This window comes from Corynebacterium sputi DSM 45148 (assembly GCF_000427865.1).
In the GTDB taxonomy this organism is placed as follows: domain Bacteria; phylum Actinomycetota; class Actinomycetes; order Mycobacteriales; family Mycobacteriaceae; genus Corynebacterium; species Corynebacterium sputi.
Genome location: NZ_ATYV01000032.1, coordinates 1 through 18,566 on the forward strand (window position 1 = coordinate 1; position 18,566 = coordinate 18,566).

The following is an 18,566-nucleotide window of genomic DNA, read 5'->3' on the forward strand; positions in this document are numbered from 1 at the left end:
AATCGAAGGTGGTGGCCTCAGTCGGTTCCCGAGGTGATTCCTATGACAATGCGATGGCGGAGGCGTTGAATTCGCTGTTCAAGGCCGAGCTGATCGACCGGCGGTCCTGGCCGTCGTTGGCTGATGTTCTGGTGGAGTCCTCGAAGTGGATCGGATGGNACAACAACCGCCGGCTGCACTCATCATTGGATTACCGACCACCGAGGGAAGTCCATCAGGAATGGAAAATACTTCAGGCCCAAGCTGCCTGATCGACAACGAAATGACCCTCTACAAAACCCGGGGCTTGACATGGCGTCGGTGTGCCCGACCGCTGCTACAGCACCTTCGTCAACAGTCCGTCGGATCGCATCCATGGCACCGGGAAGTTCCGGAGCGAGCGTCACCATGCGTACCGTCCCGCGAGCGGCGGAGAGTACTCGGTCCAACTCGACGGAGTCTGGACGTCGTAATGCGGCCGGGTCGTGGGCACCCTTCTTTGACGGCGCTAGCCAGGGTCCCTCGAGGTGGATTCCCGCCAAGAGGCCGTCTCGGGCGTGTCCGGATAGGACGTCCACCTGCCGCAAGAGCTCCTCTGGATGAGCAGAGACCAGCGACGCAGCCATCGAGGTGGTCCCGTGCCGCGCGTGGGAGAAGTCGCTTCCGCCACCGCCGTGAATGTGCATATCGACGAATCCGGGAACGATCGTCAGCTCAGCGAACGAACGATCGCTGTTGGTCAAGGGGCGTGGCGCTGGTCCCTGTCCAAGAGCGGTCACTGTGTCGCCGGTGATCTCTAGCCAGCCGGGGCGCAGTACTTCATGGCCAGTAACCAAAGCAGCCGCGGTCAATATTGTCGTCATTTCACAGTCCCTGCCAGGTCGGTTTCGCGGCGTACGTCTGACGGTAGTAGTCCGCCAATTGCAGTCGCCCAGAGGCTGCCTCATCTACGAGAACCGTGACATGAGGATGGTGCTGGAGGATAGTTGCCGGCCCTAGTGCGCTGACCGCGCCTTCTGCGAGCTGGTGGACCGCCTCGGCCTTGCTGCGTCCGGTAGCGACGAGGATCAGGTGGCGAGCATCCATGATCGTGCCAAGGCCCTGGGTCAGACACTGAGTGGGGACCTGGTCGAGGTCATCATTAAAGAACCTCGCGTTGTCGACTCGGGTCTGTGCGGTGAGGGTCTTAATCCGGGTTCGTGATGCCAGCGACGATCCGGGTTCGTTAAACCCGATGTGCCCATCGGTGCCGATGCCGAGGATCTGCAGGTCCACACCGCCGGCATCAGAGATTGCATCTTCGTACGACTGGCATGCTGCGGGGATGTCATCGGCGAGACCGTTTGGTCCGTGCACTGCGTCGTCGGCGAAGTCGACGTGGGCGGTGAACTCGCTGCGGATCACGTTCGCGTAGCGCTCAGGGTGCTCAGGTTCCAGGCCCACGTATTCGTCGAGAGTGAAGGCGCGGGCCTTGGCGAAGGAGATGTCTCCGGACCGATAGCGGGAGATGAGGTTGCGGTAGATCGGGAGCGGGGAAGAACCCGTGGCGAGGCCGAGGACTGCGTCAGGCTTGCGGTCAAGAAGCTTGGTGATGGCGTCACCGGCGAGATTCCCGTTCGAATCGGTGGCCTGCTCGGAAGGGAAAATGATGATTTCCATTGTGTCTACTGGCCTTTCTTCTTGGCACGCGGGGTGACGCTGAACAGCGGGCGCATCGTCGATACGGCGGTGAGTGGCTCACATAGTTCATCGACGGTGGGGCCACGGGCGTCCATGACGACCACGGGGACGACCGTGGGAAGGTTGTTCGCGGCGACGGCGGGGACGTCGTAGGTGATGATCCGCTGACCCTGCACGACTCGGTCGCCCTTGGCCGCGTGTGCGGTGAATCCTTCGCCCTTGAGGGAGACGGTGTCGATGCCGAGATGGACTAGGACCGCAACCTTGTCGTCGGTCATGATCGCGTAGGCGTGGGGGAATACCTGCATTAGCTTGCCGCTGACCGGGGCGACAGCTTCGATGATGTCCGCAGTGGGCTCGATTGCCAGGCCCGGTCCGACGCTGCCGCCGGCAAAGGTCTTGTCAGGGACCTGGGACAGGTCGATTGCACGTCCGGGAACGGGCGCGCGTACCAGGGTCGGGCCTGCGACAACTGGTTCAACAGGAGCTTCGACCGGGGTAGCGACCGGAGGTGCTTCGGCGAGGGTTGCGTTGATTTCATCCTTCAATGCGTCTGACTGCGTTCCGAAGACCGCCTGGACGTTGTTGCCGACTTCCATCACATCGGCTGCGCCGAGAGCGCTCAGTGCTCCCTTGTCGACCTTGGACTTGTCGCGGACCTCCATGCGAAGTCGGGTGATGCAAGCGTCGACAGTGACGAGGTTGTCTCGTCCTCCGAAAGCCGTGATGAGTCGTTCGCCACGATCGGTAGCGACGTCGTCACCGAGCACTGCGGATTGGGATGCTTCGAATTCTTCGTCCGGGAGGCGGCCGGGGATACGAAGGTTCCACTTGACGATGACGAATCGGAACATTGCGTAGTACAAGACTGCGGAAGCCAGACCCATGACGAGCAAGAGGGGGATGTTCTGTGCTGCTGGGGCATTTCCGTAGAGGAGCAAGTCAATAAGACCTGCGGAGAAGGAAAATCCCAGGTGGATATCGAGCGCATTCGCCACCGCCAGGGAGATGCCGGTGAGGACAGCGTGGACTACGTACAGGGGGAATGCCAGGAACATGAACGCCAACTCAAGGGGTTCGGTGACTCCGGTGAGGAATGCAGTGAGGCCGGCGGCTCCGAATACTCCGGCGGCGATCTTCTTCTGACGCGGCTTCGCGACGTGGATCATGGCAAGTGCCGCTGCGGGCAGACCGAACATCAACACGGGGTAGAAACCGGAGGTCAAAGTGCCTGCAGTCGGGTCGCCGGCGGCGAAGCGGCTGAGTTCACCGGTCACCATGCCTTGCGGGCCTTCGTAGTCTCCGTAGATGAACCAGATGAAGGTGTTGAGGATGTGGTGCAGTCCCAGCGGGATGAGCATGCGGTTGGCGAAGCGATAAACGAAGGCTCCTGCGGCGCCGGATCCGGCGATAAACTGGCCGACGCCAGTCAGTCCGCTGTTAAACAGTGGGTACAGGTAGGACATGCCGAAACCGATGATCAGGGTGCTCAGTGACACCACGATCGGCACGAAACGTCGACCACCGAAGAAGCCCAGGTAGGAGGGCAATTCGATGTCGTGATACTTGTCGAATAGCCAGGCGGTGACCAGGCCGACGATGATGCCGCCGAAGACGCTGTAGTCGATCATCGCCTGCTAGCCGTCCGGGGTGGTCACCCCTTCGAGGAGGATCGGCGACATCGTGTCAAAGACCGCTTGCATTACGAGGAATCCGGCGACAGCAGCCAAGGCAGTTGAGCCATCTGCCTTTTTGGCGAAGCCAATTGCCACACCGACGGCAAACAGGATCGCCAAGTTGCCAAACAAAGCGCCACCAGCGGCACTCATTGACTCGAAGAAGGGCCCGAGAACCGGGATATCTAGGCCACCGAGGAGGTCATTTTGGCCTAGGCGAAGCAGGATGCCGGCTGCGGGGAGCAGCGCGATGGGAAGCATGAGGCTCTTGCCGAGCCGTTGGAGTTGGGCGAAACCGGGGAAGCGCAGTCCGCTGCGCTTCTTTCCGGTGGAGGATTGCGAGGTCACGGGGTTCTCCTCGTGTCAGCGGATATTAGCCCAGTATTGGACTAGACCAATTTCTGCTGTCAAGGGTTTTCCTAACCGCTGTCTATTCGCCCACACCCGCTGCGGTACGGTGTTACCTATGAAGGTCCCCAAGTATTACCTGGTCAAGAACCAAATCATCGACCTCATTGAGAGTCGTGAGCCGGGTGCTGGTGTCCCCACTGAGCGGGAGTTGGCGGCTCGATTCGAGACCTCTCGTACTACGGTTCGCCAGGCTGTAGGAGAGCTTGTTTCTGATGGTCGCCTGGAGCGAGTGCAGGGCCGGGGAACATTCGTGGCCACTCCGAAGATGATGATGCTGCCGCAGGTGTCGTTCTCCGACAACACGATGTCGCAGGGAGCCCGGCCTAGGCGAGAGGTGCTGTCCGCGCAGTGTGAAGAGGCGTCGGAAGCTGTTCGAGAGAACTTACAGCTCGACGCTGGCGCGATGTCGACGCGATTCGAGGTCTTGCGGACAATTGATGACGAACCGGTCGCACATGAGACTGTGCATCTACCTGGGGATCTCACGGAAATCGCAGCCAGGCTAGACGCGCAGGATTCTTTGTATCGGATGCTTTCCGACGACTACGGCATGGTCATTCACGAGGTGGAAGACCTCGTCGAGACGGTGCTGTGTGATCCGATTCGAGCGGATCTTCTGGGAGTGAATACCGGGGCCCCGATGCTGTTGGTTCACCGCACCGGCTACCGGAAAGACGGCCAGCCCATCGAATGGACGCGCTCCATCTTCCGCGGGGACCGATATCGTTTCGCGTCCCGGCGGAAGTTGGCGTAGTTACTTCTTCACTGAGACGAGCTTCTTGTTGACGAACTCGTCCATTCCCAGCGGGCCGAGCTCGCGGCCAAAGCCGGAGCGCTTCACGCCACCGAAGGGCATGGCCTCGGTCTCGGGGGCAGGCTGATTGACGCCTGTCATGCCGGCTTCGATGCCCTCTGCGAACTTCTCTGCGCGGCCCGGCTCCGTTGCGAAGACTGCCGAGCCAAGTCCGTACTGAGTGTCGTTGGCGATCTTCAAGGCTTCTTCATCGGAAGATGCGCTGTAAATCTGCACGACCGGTCCGAAGAACTCCTGGTAGTAGATCTCCGAGCCGACCGGAACATCGGTGAGGACGGCGGGGGAGACGTAGAAGCCACCCTCAAATTCGCCGCCGACACGGTCACCGCCGACATGAAGGGTGGCTCCGGCCTTCAACGCCGTCGCAAGCTGCTCGACGATATTGTCGGCAGCCGCCTCCGAGGACATCGGTCCGAAGGTGTCTTCCTTGTCCTCGGCCGGGTCGCCGGGAGAGATCTCCTTGATGCGGGCGACGGCCTCGTTAACGAAGTCCTCGTAGATGTCCTCGCTGACGATGATGCGCTTGTTGGAGTTGCAGGCCTGGCCGGTGTTTTCCAAGCGGATGGCCAGGGCGTCGCGAGCTGCGCTCCGGACGTCGTCGGTGGAGAGGATCACGTACGGGTCCGAGCCACCGAGTTCGAGCACAGCCTTCTTCAGGTTCTTGCCGGCCTGTGCGCCGATTGCTTCGCCGCCGCGCTCGGAGCCGGTGAAGGAGACACCCTGGATCCGCGGGTCGGAGATGATGGTTGCGATCTGGTCGTGGTCAGCGAATACGTTCTGGTACACGCCCTCGGGAACGCCAGCGTCATCCATGATCTGCTGGATGGCCAGGGCAGAATCGGGGACCGACTCCGCGTGCTTGAGGATGATGGTGTTGCCCAGCATCAGGTTCGGGGCAACGAAACGGGCTACCTGGTAGTAGGGGTAGTTCCATGGCATAACTCCCAGCAGGGCGCCGATTGGCAGTCGTTCGACGACTGAGCGGACCTCGTCGGTGTCCTCCAGGACGAGGTCCTTGGCGAACTCCGGGCCGTTCTCGGCGTAGTAGCGGAATATGGCGCCGCTGAATTCGGCTTCGCCCTTAGCTTCGGAAGCAGGCTTGCCCATTTCGCGAGTGATGATCTGGCCAAGTTCTTCGGCGCGTTCCTCAAAGAGCGAAGCGACCTTCGAGACGATCGCGGCGCGCTCGGTGATGTCGAGTGAACCCCATCCGGTGGAACCGGAGGCGACGATGACTTCTTCGATCCTGTCGTCAGTGTCCAGTGGGTATTCCGCGCGGACCTTTCCGGTTGCCGGTTCGATGCTGCGGTAAGCGTTACTCATGATGTTCTCCTGTGGTGTTGGTTGGGTGGGCCCCAGCGTAGGTACCTCACCGGGTTAATGCAGTGAAGGTTCCACTCTGCGGTGGCCAGTAGATTCGATGGCCGCGCCAATTTTCAGCAGTCGGTTGTCGTCGAAGGCTCGACCTGCGATTGTCAGGCCGACGGGCATGCCGGTCGACGCCATGATTCCCATCGGGACGGTGACGGTGGGGATCCCCAGATGGCGGGGAACCAGGTTGCCGTTCGCCACCCACACCCCGTTTTTCCACGCGCGGTCAGCAGAGTCGGGATTGGTATCCGCGTCTGCTGGACCGATATCGGCCATGGCTGGGAAGATGACGGCGTCCAGGCGAAGGTCATCCATCCAGTTCTCCAGGTCGATGACTCGGGTGCGCTCTAGACCGGCGAGCCCGGCTGCGAGTACGTCGTGGTCGATGGGCTCATGGATGAGGTCGGGGTAGGTGGCGATGTCGTCGTCGAAACCGTCGTAGCGGTCAGGCAACGCACCCTCTGGGTGCGGAAAGATTTGCTTCCCGACGACCCCGTCCAACGACCCGAGCCCCTCATCAGCATTGTCCTGGAGGAAATCCTCCCAGGAATGCGCTGCGAATGCCCCGACCTCTAAGTCGAGGAATTCTGGACTGACCAGGCCACGAGATCGGATCGTCGGGGCCCCGGCTCGGTCTCCTTCATAGTTGCTGACCACGGGAAAATCGGTCTCGATGACGGTGGCGCCGGCTGTTTCCAGGTCTGCCCGGAGTTCCTGCCAGAGGGCCATGACGTCATCGGAGGTGTCGATTCGCTGGCCGGTGGCGCCGCCGACTCCTGCGATTCCGGTGCCTGCCTCGGCGTCGGCGTTGATGTACATCTTTGGTACTCCCAGACGAAGGCCGTCCAAGGGCGCTGGGTTCTTAACGAGGTCCACGTACGACGCCGGCCGGACTTCCGAAGCCGCCGGAATCGTGATCCACGTTTGCACTCGCCAGAAGTCCCCGCGGGTGGTGTGGTCGTTGGTGACTACAACGTCGAGAACTTCTGCCATATCCGCCATGGAGCGGGGATGCGGGACAACCACGTCCATTGTCGGGACCAGCGGCCAATTCCCTCGAGTCGAGATGACACCTCGGGATGGGGTATATGCACACAGAGAGTTGCAGGATGCGGGAGCGCGGCCAGAAGACCAGGTCTCTTCGCCAAGACCGAAGGCGGCGAACTGCGCGGCAGTGGCGGTTCCGGAGCCGTTTGACGATCCAGACGCGAATGCACTGGTCAGATAGCCTGCGTTGTAGGGACTCTCCGCACGTCCGTGCAGACCACGCTGCATCCCGCCGTTCGCCATCGGCGGCATAGTGGTCAATCCGAGGAGGATGGCACCACCGGCGCGCAGTCTTTCGATGGTGAAGGCGTCCTTGTGCGCCACGAGGTCCGCAAATGCAGGTGACCCCGCAGAGGCCGTCAGCCCTCGGACCAGGAATGACTCTTTGGCCGTGTACGGAATCCCGTCGAGTGGGCCAAGCACGGACCCGGCGCGACGGCGGGCGTCTGACTCTTCGGCTTCGGCCACTGCGGAGGGGTTGTCAACGATGACGGCATTGAGCCTTTCATTGAACCGTGAGATCCGGTCGAGGTAGGCGGTGGTGATTTCCACGGATGTGGTTGTCCCGTCCTCAAGTGCCTGGCGTAGGTCGGCGATGGACCGGCCGGTGACGTCATACATTCGGCACCGCCGGCTGTTGCTGAGTGATGCAGTGGATGCCGCCGCCGAAGGCGAAGATGTCGCGTGCGTCGACGAGTTCGACGGTCCGACCGGGGTATGCGTCGGCGAGGATCTTTCGAGCATTTTCGTCAGCCTCCTCGTCACCGAAGGCACAGAGGATCACTGCGTTATTGCAAACGAGATGGTTGATGTACGAGTAGTCCACCCACCCCTCGTCGTCCTTGAGAATCGACGGTGCAGGAAGATCCACCACAGTCAGGAGGTTTCCGTCGGCATCATGGGCGAATTCGAGGATCTCCTTTAGCTGTCGGGTGATTTCAAAGTCTGGGTGCTCCGGGTCATTCTGCCGGTGCAACAGAACATGTCCTGCCTCGGTGAAGCAGGCGACGATGTCGACGTGGCCGCGAGTGCCGAAGCCGTCATAGTCCCGGCTGAGCCCCTGGGGCAGCCAGATTGCGCATCGGGTCCCGAGCTGGGCGTGGACCTCCTCTTCAACCTGCTTCTTTGTCCAGCCTGGATTGCGTTCGGGGTCGAGCTGAACGGTGTCAGTAAGAAGGACGGTGCCCTTGCCATCGACGTGGATTCCACCGCCCTCATTTACTAGGCGGGAGTTGTCGACTGGGGCGCCGGCGATGGTCGTCGCCAGCTGTGAGTCGTTCTCCCAAGCGGCCCAGGACTGGGCTCCCCAGCCATTGAATACCCAGTTCACAGCCCGCAGTTCTCCGTCGTCGATGACGTAGGTCGGACCAGAGTCGCGGATCCAGGCGTCGTCGAGGGGTGTGGTGAGGATGGGGACGTCGGGAAGCATTTCTTGAGCGGTTGCCTGATCCGCAGTGAAGATCGCCCGCAGTCACACTGGCCGCAATGCCGTCGCCGTGATGGACCGCGCCTACCACGGCCGCACGAACCTGACGATGGCAATGACCGCGAAGAACATCCCGTACAAGGATGGCTTCGGGCCGTTCGCCTCTGAGGTCTACCGCACGGCAATGAGCTACCCGCTTCGCGACGGTCTCTCTGGCGCAGAAGCTGCCGAGCGCACCATCCGCGACCTAGAGATCGCCGTTGGTGCGAAGAACCTCTCGTGCGTCGTCATCGAGCCGGTCCAGGGTGAAGGCGGATTCATCGCTCCCGCCGAAGGTTTCCTGCCGGCCATCGCCGCATGGTGCCGTGAGAACGGCATCGTGTTCATCGCCGATGAAATCCAGTCCGGCATGTGCCGCACCGGAGACTGGTTTGCCTGCGACCACGAAGGTGTCGTGCCGGACCTGGTGATGATCGCCAAGGGCATCGCCGGTGGCATGCCGATCTCTGCGGTCACCGGGCGCGCCGAGATCATGGACGCGCCGAACGCAGGCGGCCTCGGCGGCACCTACGGCGGAAACCCCGTCGCGTGTGCTGCGGCTCTCGCCGCATTCGACCAGATGGACACGCTGGATTTGAACGCCCGGGCTCGTGGGATTGAGTCCATTGTTAGGGAGATCCTCGAGCCTCTGCTGGAGACCGGCCGCCTGGCCGAGGTCCGCGGCCGCGGAGCGATGATCGGTCTGGAGTTTGTGGACGCCGAGGGACGTCCGGATGCGGGCGTCGTAAAGCAGATCGCGCAAAGCGCGAAGGACAAGGGCGTTCTCGTTCTCACCTGCGGTTATGACGGAAACGTGATCCGCCTTCTGCCGCCGCTGGTCATTACCGAAAAGCTGCTGCGCGAGAGTCTCGATATCCTCGCGGACATCGTGCGCGAGCTCGTCTAAAGAATTCACAGGAGGTCTCACCATGACTGAACTACCCACGAATCTGCCGACCGACATCTGGATGGGCACCGAGCAGGTCGCAGCCTCTGACGGGGCGACTTTCGACGTCGTCGACCCCGCAACCGAACAGGTAATTGCCACCGTCGCCGATGCCACGGTCGATGACGCGACTACTGCACTTGGCCTGGCCGTCGAGGCACAGAAGGTCTGGGCGACTGCGTCTCCGCAGCAGCGAGCGGATGTCTTGCAGCGCGTGTTTGAGGTTGTCTCTGAGCGTGCCGACGATATTGCACTGACCATGACCACCGAGATGGGCAAGCCTCTGGCGGAGTCTTACGGTGAGATCAAGTACGGCAACGGCTACTTTCGCTGGTTCGCCGGCGAAGCGGTCCGTATCCCGGGCCGTTTCGCACAGGCACCGCTTGGCACCGGAAATATCCTGGTGACTCGTGAGCCTGTCGGCCCGGTCCTCGCGATCAGCCCATGGAACTTCCCCTTGGCGATGGCGACCCGCAAGATTGCGCCGGCGCTGGCGGCTGGCTGCCCGGTCGTCGTGAAGCCAGCAGCTGAGACCCCCTTGACGATGCTGATCTTGGGCGACGTGTTCCGCCAAGTTTTCGACGAGTTCCGCGAGGAGATCGGAGATCTACATGGCCTCGTCTCCATCGTTCCGTCCACCCATGCCGCAGAAATCTCTGAGGCACTGATGGCGGACGAGCGCTTGGCGAAGGTCACGTTCACCGGCTCGACCCCGGTCGGGCGCACGCTCGTCCGCCAGTCCGCTGACCGGCTGCTGCGTACGTCGATGGAGCTCGGTGGCAACGCACCGTTCGTTGTGCATGAAGACGCCGATCTGGATTTGGCGGTTTCCGCGGCGTTGGCCGCGAAGATGCGCAATGGCGGCGAGGTGTGCATCGGCGTCAACCGGTTCGTTGTCCACGAAGCTATTGCCGAGGACTTCACCACGAAGCTGACCGAGAAGATGTCGAAGGTCCAGATGGGTCATGGGCTGTCTGATGGCACAACTCTCGGACCGATGATCACCGAGAAGCAGCGTGACCGTATCGCCGCACTGGTCGATGAGGCGGTATCTGCAGGTGCCACGGTCCTCCTTGGTGGTGAAGTTCCCGATCGAACCGGTTACTTCTATCCGCCGACGGTTCTTACGAACGTCCCCCAGGACGCCCGGATCCTCAATGAGGAAATTTTCGGACCGGTGTCGACGATTACCACTTTCGCGACCTTGGAAGAGGGCGTGCGCATCGCCAACGACACCGAGTTTGGCCTGGCCTCCTATGGATTCTCCTCCGATGAAGCCAACGCCCGGTACCTCGCGGCGAACCTGGCTGCGGGCATGGTCGGCATCAATAGGGGAGCGATCTCTGATGTTGCCGCACCGTTTGGTGGCATCGGCCAGTCCGGTTTCGGGCGAGAAGGCGGTACTGAAGGAATTGAGGAGTATCTCGAGCCGAAGTACATTGCCCTGAACTAGATTCCGGGATGTCGGGAGTTCCGTTTTCACTCGTTTCGGAAACAAGATGTAAGTATCTATCTATGTTGTTGGAATGAGTATTTATAGCGGAAGCCCCGACGCGCCCTTGGATCTTTTGATCGTCGGCGCTGGAATGTCGGGAATCGGCCTCGCACACCATGTCTCGGAGAACTTCCCGGAGTGGGAGTACGAAATCCACGACACTCACGACGACCTGGGGGGTACCTGGCACCTGTTCCAGTATCCCGGCATCCGCTCGGACTCGGACATGGCCTCGTTCAGTTTCCCGTTCCGCCCTTGGCCCCACAAGGGCACCCTGGGACAGGGAAACGACATCAAGGAGTACACCCGCGACGTCGCCCGAGACGCCGGCGCCCTGGAGCGGCTCCACCTGAAGTCCTGGGTCAAAGACTCGGACTGGCGCACGGACCTGAACCTGTACCGCATCACCGTCGTCGGAGAGGCAGGGGAGCGCATCGTGTGGGCCCGACGGGTTCACTACGCCTCGGGTTACTACTCCCACGCCAAGGGCTTCCGCCCGGACTTCCCGGGTGAGGAGAAGTTCACCGGCGAGATCGTCCACCCGCAGCACTGGCCGTCTGACATTGGCTACAAGGACAAGAAGTTCGTGGTCATCGGATCCGGTGCCACCGCGATCACGCTGATTCCGGCCATCGCGAATGCCGGCGCTCATGTGACCATGCTTCAGCGCACCCCGAGCTACATCGCTCCGCTGCCTGAGGTCGACATCATCAGCGGCATCTGGGGAACTCTCATCCCGAATGATGCCCTTGCCTTCCGCATGGCCCGTTTCAACCACGCCAGCCGCGACATGGCTCAGTTCGTCATCGCACAGAACGCTCCGTGGGTATTCAAGCAGGCGCTGCGCGCAATGCAGCGAATCTTCCTGCCGTCGAAGACGATCAAGGAGCACTTTAACCCGCCGTACCGCCCGTGGGACCAGCGTGTGTGTAAGGCCCCCAACGGAGACATTTTCCAGTCGATCCGTGACGGACAGGCTGATGTGGTCACCGATACCATCGAGTCCTTCACCGAGAACGGCATCCTGCTGACCTCCGGCAAGGAGATTGAGGCAGACGTTATCGTCACCGCTACTGGCCTGGAGCTGGAGTCATACGGTGGTGGCAGCCTGAGCATCGACGGTGAGAAGTTGAGCATCCCGGACCAGGTCGCCTACCGAGGCATGATGCTCGCCGGCATTCCGAACATGAGCTTCACCGTCGGTTACGTCAACGCCTCCTGGACGCTGCGCGCTGACATGGTGGCCAAGTACATGATCAAGCTCTGGAAGTCAGGACACGAGTTCTACGCCCCGGAGATTCCTGCAGGTCGCGCCAACCGCATGCTCCTAGACTTCGAAGCCGGATACATCAAGCGCGGTGGACACCGATTCCCGAAGCAGGGCGACGGAGACCCGTGGGAGTACATCCAGAACTACCTCTCGGAAATCCCGAACCTCACCTTCGGTGACCAGAACAAGGCGATGGCCTTTGATGGCGACGCACTGGCACTGGCCGAGGAAGAGCACACCACGAACGAGGTCCGCAGCGTCAAGGTCGCCGGGCCTTACCGACAAGTGGACCTGTCGGGCCTGCCGGGTACCCGTTTCGTTGACGTCAGCGGCAAGAAGATTCGTGTCCAGGTCAGCGAGGGCACCGGTGACACTGTAGTGATGATTCATGGCATCGGCCGCTCGCTTGAGGACTGGGAGGACCAGGTCGCGATCGATGGCAGCAACCGTCGAATCATCGCCGTCGACATCCCGGGATTTGGTCTAAGCGACCCCGCTGACAACGTCACGCTCAAGGACACTGCGGCATTGCTGTGGAAGACCATCGACGAGTTGGGGGAGAGCACCGTCAACCTCATCGGCAATTCTCTTGGCGGCGCCTTGGCTATGGAGATGACGGGCCAGCAGCCTTCCCGCGTGCTGTCCGCAGGACTTGTCGATTCGGCAGGTTTCGGAAAGGGAGTGACTCCGTTGCTGAAGCTGATCTCGATCCCGGGCCTTGGACGACTGAACGTTGAGACCACTCGACTGCGTCCGATGTACCAGTTGATCGAACATGTCATCATGAGTCGCCCGGGCTCGGTCACCAAGCACCGGGTCAAGACGCAGGGACGGATCGCAAAGCACCAGCACCGCAGCAGCACGTTCTACAAGTTCGTGCAGTTGCTGGGAACGCCGTTTGGAATCCGTGAGGAATGGCGCGCCGACCTGTTGGAGCGATTCAGTGCCACCGGAGTGCCGACTTTTGTCACCTGGGGCACCAAGGACCACATCCTGCCGTACCGCGACTTCAACAACGCGATGGCGAAGCTGTCTCCGGAAGCGGCCGTGGTGTTCGACAACTGTGGCCACATGCCGCAGTCGGAGTTCCCGCATGAGTTCGCCGCAGAGTACGGCCAGTTCCTCCAGACGTATGTTCGAAACAATAGTAGGGAAGGCGCACATGTTTAAGCGCACCAAAGGCCCTCGTACCGTCCTGATCACCGGAGCGGCCTCAGGCCTGGGCCTTGAGCTCGCCAAGAATTTCCTGGCGCTGGGCGATCGCGTGATCGCCACCGACCTGCATGACGACGTCCCGGCGACCGTATCCAATCTTCATGGTCCATGCACTTATCGGAAATTGGATGTGACCAGCGACGATGATTGGGCTGCAGCCGTCGACGCCGTCGGTGAACTCGACATCCTGGTGAGCAACGCCGGCATTGCTATCGGCGGCCGAATCACCGAGACCGAGATGTCCACCTGGCACAAGGCGCTGGAAATCAATCTGCTTGGCTCAGTTCGTGGAGTACGGCAGTTTGCACCGCATATCCGTCGTGGCGGCCAGATCGTCCTGACTGCATCTGCGGCGGGGCTCGTGCACGCGCCCATGATGTCGACGTACAACGCAACGAAGGCCGCGACGGTTGCGCTGGGTGAAACGCTCGACGCCGAATTGCGTCCGCTCGGAATCGCAACGTCAGTTATCTGTCCGCAGTTCTTCAGGTCCGGGCTTGCTGCATCGCTTGTTGGTGACGACGATGCCGCCGACGACATTGCCCGGGTGCTCCTGACGAAGTCCTGGCTCACCTCGGAGGTTATCGCCAAGCGCGCCATGAAAGGCATCGCGCGCCGACGCACGGTCATCACGCCGGACGGACTGGCGACGATCTTCTGGCTGTCGAAGCGGTTCTCGCGCTGGGGTTACCTCAAGGGTGTTCGCGGACTCGGCTACGGCGTGCGGTGGTACATCAACCGTGAGGCCAAAAAGCGCGCTTAATTACGTCACGTGACGTAATTGAGGTGGTGTCCCTGGGTGGTAGGAATCTCTACGGCGTTTGTCCGATAATATACATTATGACATTACGCCTTGAGGTGTACGGTGGCGGCCACCTACCCCAAGGAGTTGATCATGAGGATTCTCGTTATCGGAGCCACCGGCACCATTGGCCGGGTTGTCGCAGACGCCCTGCAGTCTCGTGGGCATGATGTCGTCTCGGCGTCGCGCTCGACGTCCCCGGCTGTCGACGTCACTGATCCAGACTCGATCAGCGCGCTATTCGATTCGGTTGGTTCGGTCGACTCGGTGATCGTCGCTGTCGGCTCCGTGCCGTTTAAGCCACTGACGGAACTGACCCGTGACGACTACATCGCCGGATTCACCTCAAAGACGCTTGGTCAGATTGAGGTCGTCCGTCAGGCGCTCGAGCGAATCAACGACGCCGGCTCAGTCACGCTGACCACCGGTGTGCTCGCGCGAGAGCCGATCGCGCAGGCATCGGCAGCCGCAATGGCCAATGGCGCCTTGGAGTCTTTTGTCATAACGTGCGCCGCCGAGGCTCCCCGCGGCATCCGTATCAACGCCGTCTCACCAGATGTTCTCGCCAGTGCCCCAGCCCTACATGCGATGTTCCCTGGTCACCGGCCGGTCACTGATGACGAGGTCGCCCGGGCGTATGTCCGTTCCGTTGAAGGAGTCATCACCGGTTCGGTCATTACGGTGTAATCGACTGGCCGATCACCCGTGCGGCTCGGTCGAACCCTCCCGGATTGGTCGCGGCATAGTTCAGTCGTAGATACTTGCCGGTCGACTCTGCCGGGAACCAGTCATCCCCCGCGGCAGCGATGACACCGTTGCTCTCGCAGTCGCGAGTGACGGTATGGAGGTCGGCGGTGCTTGGAAGTCGCACCCACAGGTTCAATCCGCCACGCGGCACCGTCTCTAGGTGGGCTTCAGAGGCGTGTGTGCTGAGGGAACTTACCAGCAGGTCGCGTCGTATTCGCAGGTCATCGCGCAGGGCACGCAGATGCGTGCTCCAGGACGATTGCTTTACGACGTCCACAGCTGCACCCTGCAACACTCCACTGACATACATTGCCTGAGCCTGGGTGTCAGCGAGGATCCGAGCATGTGCTGGGCCGCGGGCAACGAGGCCGGCCACTCGGACTGCTGGCGACATCGATTTAGTCAGCGACCTGAGGTACACCACGTGGCCGGTGTCGTCCTGGGCAGCAATTGGCTGTGGATCAGAGGAAATTCCGAAGTCATGGGCCCAATCGTCTTCAATGAGGAATGCGCCGTGGCGCTTCACGATGGTGAGGACCTTCTCCCCCAGATCCGTAGACCACTGCGTACCGGAGGGGTTTGCGAAGTTCGGCTGGGCGTAAAAGGCTCGTGCTCCGGTGCGGGTGAAGGCTCGGTCAATGTCGTCTGGGTCAGGGCCATCCGGACCTGACGCCACTGGCACCAATTGCACACCCACTTGCGCGGCGGCGAGGATAGCACCCCAATAACTTGGAGACTCAATCAGTAGCGGCTGGCCAGCGCCCACTAAGGTGCGGAATAGCGTGCTGAGACCGCTCTGGCTGCCCGGCAAAACAATCACGTCATCTGCTACCGGTGGGACCAATCCGCTCGGTGTCGACGAGGCTAGATCTGCGGCGAACCATGCCCGCAACTCCGGTAGACCTGCCGCCGGAGACTGTGTCATGGAGTAATCGCTGCGCGCAGCTCGGGCCAATGCAGAGCGTACGAGCCGCTCTGGCAGCAACGACTTCTCCGGGTATCCAGAATGCAGGTTGACCACGTCATTCGTTGGCATCCTGAGTGTTGGAGACAAAGTCGGGATTGGGTTCTCCAGCGTTCCAAGTGCTGCGGTCTGCCAGCTGAAATCGCTCGGCGTGACCGTCCTGATTGCCCTAGTGAAGGTGCCAACGCCCGGTCGGGATTCGATGAGCCCTTCCGTTGTCAAAGCACTCAGGGCCTGCTGGACGGTGACAGGGCTCGCCTGGAATTCGGCAACCAGGGATCGCGAAGAGGGTAGCTTTGTGCCTGCTGGGGCTTCAGCGATCCTCGTGCGAAGCGCCGTGGCGATGCGACTACTGCTACTGTGGAACATGAGAAGAGATAATAGCGCTACTGTCACTCAAGTGAAAGCGCTACCGGGTGCTTTGTGGGGATTTCTTGGGGTCCTCACCTTTTCGTTCACTGTGCCATTTACCCGAGTGGCGGTTGAGACCCTCCCTCCGGTGTTCGTCGGTGCGGGCCGGGCCGTCGTCGCCGCACTCCTGGCCGGTATCGCGTTGTGGTTAACCCGGTCTGCGCTTCCTCGTGGACGCCAGTGGATCCAAGTTGGAGTTGTCGCCGGTGGTGCGGTGCTCGGTTTTCCATTGCTCACGTCCTATGCGTTAACCACTGCGTCGGCGAGTCACAGTGCTGTCGTCATCGCGCTCTTGCCGGCGGCAACCGCGGTGATCGCCGTGCTTCGGACAGGACAACGGCCCGTCCGCACCTTCTGGTTGGCGGCGGGGCTCGGCGCACTGGCAGCGATCGGCTTCGCTGCTTCTCAGGGAGGCTCCGTCGACGGCCTACGCGGTGCAGACCTGCTTTTGCTTGCAGCAGTGATGGTATGTGCCGCTGCGTATGCCGAGGGAGGTTTGTTGGCACGCAGCCTCGGATCGTGGCAGACGATCTCCTGGGCACTGGTGCTGGCATCCCCAGTGACGGTGGCGCTGACTGCGGGTGAGGTCGTCGGGAAGCAAATCGATGGCTCCCCCGCCTCCTGGGCGGCCTTCGCCTACCTGGCTGTATTCAGCATGTTCCTCGGTTTTATCGTCTGGTACCGAGGTCTTGCCATCGGCCCGATGGCGCAGGTCAGCCAGATTCAGCTGGTGCAGCCGGTGCTGAGCATCTGCTGGGCAGCGATGATCCTTCAAGAACACATCACCTGGCAGACGCTGCTCGGTGGATTGGCGGTGGTGACCTGTGCGCTACTGGCGGTCAGATCGAAGAATCACGTCAGCTGATTCAACGGGCGCGATTTTGGCTATGCCACAGCGCAGCTTGCACGCGTGAGGTCACTCCGAGTTTGCCGAACAAGTTCCCGAGGTGCGTCTTAACGGTGGTCTCACCGATGAACAACTCCGAGGCGATGTCCCTGTTCGAGTGGCCAACGGCGATGAGCTCCAGGACCTCCTCCTCGCGTTTGGTCAGGGCAACATCCGATTGTGGTGGTGTCTCGGGTCGTTGCCTGAGCGCTGCCACCACAGCCGATGTCGTCTCGTTGGATAGTGCCGAATCGCCGAGTGACACTGAACGAACCGCAGCGATGATGTTCGCCGGTCTTTCCGTTTTCACCAGGTAGCCATCCGCGCCCGCGGCAATCGAATCCAATACGTACTCGTCTAACCCAAACGCCGAAATGACGAGCACCCGACATCCGATCGCACACAGCCTCGGGGTGATGTCGATGCCCGTCTCCCCCGGCATTCGCACGTCTGTCAGCACGACATCTGGGCGCACCCGCTCAGCCAATTCCACGGCAGCTGGTCCGTCTTCGGCAACGCCAACGACGGTAATGTCCGGAGTCGTAGAAAGGAGCGTCACGATTCCCGACCGGAACGGGGCATGATCGTCAGCCACGATGACGCGAATCGATGAACTCGGCATCAGTAGTCCCCCTCCTTCGATATCGGGACGGCCGCAGTAACCGTCCACACTCCGTTCGATGCTCCTGCGGAAACCTCTCCTCGAACCGCCTCCGCTCGGTTCGCCATGGATTGAAGGCCGAAAGTTGAACCTGTCGTTGGGGTGTCATTTACAACGGTATTTGTGCAGGACATCGTCAATTTCTCGCCAGTGGCGCGCACTTGAAGAGTTCGAGGTTCCTCGCCGTGGCGCACAGCGTTGGTCACTGCTTCGTACGCAATGTGGAGCATTGCTGTCTGGGCCACTATGTCTGCGTTAGCCGGATCGATCGTCACATCAGCGTCTGGTCCGAGGCGTTGACGGAGAGTTGACCAAGTAAGCGTCGTTAAGCCGGTGCTTTCCCGGCCCTCTGCGAGCACCTCGATTACTGACCGAAGGTCCCGCAATGCCGATTCCGCGCTGGAGCGCGCTGTATCGAGGGAGAGTCGACGGGAGTCGTTGTCGGGTCTGCTGCACGGATAGGTGACAGGTTCTAGTCACGCAGCCAGTGCGGCTGGCGTGTTCATGATGGCCTCGAACTCGATCGGGGTCAAACGTCCGAGGCGGGGTTGGCGACGGCGCCGATGGTAGGTCCGTTCGATCCAGATCACGATCGCGATGCGCAGCTCTTCTCGGCGGGTCCAAGTGCGGCGGTCGAGGACGTTCTTCTGGAGCAGGCTGAAGAACGATTCCATGGCCGCGTTATCGCCGGCAGCGCCGACTTTGCCCATCGATCCGACCATGCGG

The 18,566-nt window shown here is 61.2% G+C and carries 15 protein-coding genes and 3 pseudogenes; 8 read left to right on the top strand and 10 right to left on the bottom strand.

Annotation, left to right across the window (positions count from 1 at the left end):
* The first annotated feature begins 53 nt into the window (after positions 1 to 53).
* The gene (locus YWU_RS16955; protein WP_476695847.1) at positions 54 to 251 is read left to right on the top strand and encodes an integrase core domain-containing protein; all 198 of its coding nucleotides are present in this window, start codon (positions 54 to 56) and stop codon (positions 249 to 251) included.
* Here YWU_RS16955 and YWU_RS18260 read toward each other — a convergent pair.
* The 4 genes and pseudogenes from YWU_RS18260 to YWU_RS16960 all read right to left on the bottom strand — a co-directional run.
* Positions 183 to 842, bottom strand: a complete 660-nt coding sequence (locus YWU_RS18260; protein WP_156892845.1) for a hypothetical protein — start codon at positions 840 to 842, stop codon at positions 183 to 185. The two genes, YWU_RS16955 and YWU_RS18260, sit on opposite strands and share 69 nt — an antisense overlap.
* A 1-nt stretch (position 843) precedes the next feature.
* The gene (nagB, locus tag YWU_RS0112915) at positions 844 to 1,638 is read right to left on the bottom strand and encodes a glucosamine-6-phosphate deaminase (protein ID WP_027020787.1); all 795 of its coding nucleotides are present in this window, start codon (positions 1,636 to 1,638) and stop codon (positions 844 to 846) included.
* 5 nt (positions 1,639 to 1,643) lie between these two features.
* Positions 1,644 to 2,207 (bottom strand): PTS sugar transporter subunit IIA, encoded by a 564-nt coding sequence (locus tag YWU_RS18695; protein ID WP_420805323.1) that lies wholly within the window; start codon positions 2,205 to 2,207, stop codon positions 1,644 to 1,646.
* Positions 2,187 to 3,596: pseudogene (locus YWU_RS16960) on the bottom strand (PTS transporter subunit EIIC); the annotation flags it as partial. The gene YWU_RS18695 and the pseudogene YWU_RS16960, both read right to left, overlap by 21 nt.
* A gap of 205 nt (positions 3,597 to 3,801) precedes the next feature.
* On the opposite strand from YWU_RS16960, the gene YWU_RS0112925 reads away from it, so the two are divergent.
* The gene (locus YWU_RS0112925; protein WP_027020788.1) at positions 3,802 to 4,500 is read left to right on the top strand and encodes a GntR family transcriptional regulator; all 699 of its coding nucleotides are present in this window, start codon (positions 3,802 to 3,804) and stop codon (positions 4,498 to 4,500) included.
* On the opposite strand, the gene YWU_RS0112930 is transcribed toward YWU_RS0112925, so the two are convergent.
* From YWU_RS0112930 to YWU_RS16965, 3 genes are read right to left on the bottom strand one after another with little or no spacing between them, the layout of a single operon-like run.
* Entirely contained in the window at positions 4,501 to 5,883 is a 1,383-nt protein-coding gene (locus tag YWU_RS0112930) for an NAD-dependent succinate-semialdehyde dehydrogenase (protein WP_034647965.1), read from the bottom strand.
* A gap of 54 nt (positions 5,884 to 5,937) precedes the next feature.
* Complete coding sequence (locus YWU_RS0112935; RefSeq protein ID WP_027020790.1) at positions 5,938 to 7,599, bottom strand: amidase; 1,662 nt, start codon at positions 7,597 to 7,599, stop codon at positions 5,938 to 5,940.
* Positions 7,592 to 8,407, bottom strand: coding sequence for an agmatine deiminase family protein (locus YWU_RS16965; protein WP_051260364.1), 816 nt, complete (start codon positions 8,405 to 8,407; stop codon positions 7,592 to 7,594). Before YWU_RS16965 ends, YWU_RS0112935 begins: the two co-directional genes overlap by 8 nt.
* A 19-nt stretch (positions 8,408 to 8,426) precedes the next feature.
* Here YWU_RS16965 and YWU_RS16970 point away from each other — a divergent pair.
* From YWU_RS16970 to YWU_RS0112965, 5 genes and pseudogenes are all read left to right on the top strand, one after another.
* A pseudogene (locus tag YWU_RS16970) lies at positions 8,427 to 9,350 on the top strand (aminotransferase class III-fold pyridoxal phosphate-dependent enzyme); the annotation flags it as partial.
* 22 nt (positions 9,351 to 9,372) lie between these two features.
* The gene (locus YWU_RS0112950; RefSeq protein ID WP_027020791.1) at positions 9,373 to 10,842 is read left to right on the top strand and encodes an NAD-dependent succinate-semialdehyde dehydrogenase; all 1,470 of its coding nucleotides are present in this window, start codon (positions 9,373 to 9,375) and stop codon (positions 10,840 to 10,842) included.
* Between the two features lie 73 nt (positions 10,843 to 10,915).
* Complete coding sequence (locus tag YWU_RS17710; RefSeq protein WP_051260365.1) at positions 10,916 to 13,324, top strand: alpha/beta fold hydrolase; 2,409 nt, start codon at positions 10,916 to 10,918, stop codon at positions 13,322 to 13,324.
* Complete coding sequence (locus tag YWU_RS0112960; protein WP_027020792.1) at positions 13,317 to 14,132, top strand: SDR family NAD(P)-dependent oxidoreductase; 816 nt, start codon at positions 13,317 to 13,319, stop codon at positions 14,130 to 14,132. Before YWU_RS17710 ends, YWU_RS0112960 begins: the two co-directional genes overlap by 8 nt.
* A 132-nt stretch (positions 14,133 to 14,264) precedes the next feature.
* Positions 14,265 to 14,858, top strand: coding sequence for a short chain dehydrogenase (locus tag YWU_RS0112965; protein WP_027020793.1), 594 nt, complete (start codon positions 14,265 to 14,267; stop codon positions 14,856 to 14,858).
* Here the strand turns inward: YWU_RS0112965 and YWU_RS0112970 are convergent.
* Complete coding sequence (locus YWU_RS0112970; protein WP_027020794.1) at positions 14,848 to 16,251, bottom strand: aminotransferase-like domain-containing protein; 1,404 nt, start codon at positions 16,249 to 16,251, stop codon at positions 14,848 to 14,850. The two genes, YWU_RS0112965 and YWU_RS0112970, sit on opposite strands and share 11 nt — an antisense overlap.
* Between YWU_RS0112970 and YWU_RS0112975 the strand changes: the two genes are divergently transcribed.
* Complete coding sequence (locus tag YWU_RS0112975) at positions 16,250 to 17,158, top strand: DMT family transporter (RefSeq protein WP_027020795.1); 909 nt, start codon at positions 16,250 to 16,252, stop codon at positions 17,156 to 17,158. The genes YWU_RS0112970 and YWU_RS0112975 overlap by 2 nt on opposite strands.
* 1 nt (position 17,159) lies before the next feature.
* Here the strand turns inward: YWU_RS0112975 and YWU_RS0112980 are convergent, their stop codons facing one another.
* Together YWU_RS0112980 and YWU_RS0112990 are read right to left on the bottom strand one after the other, a co-directional pair.
* Positions 17,160 to 17,801 (bottom strand): response regulator, encoded by a 642-nt coding sequence (locus YWU_RS0112980; RefSeq protein WP_027020796.1) that lies wholly within the window; start codon positions 17,799 to 17,801, stop codon positions 17,160 to 17,162.
* Between the two features lie 515 nt (positions 17,802 to 18,316).
* Positions 18,317 to 18,566: pseudogene (locus tag YWU_RS0112990) on the bottom strand (integrase core domain-containing protein); the annotation flags it as partial.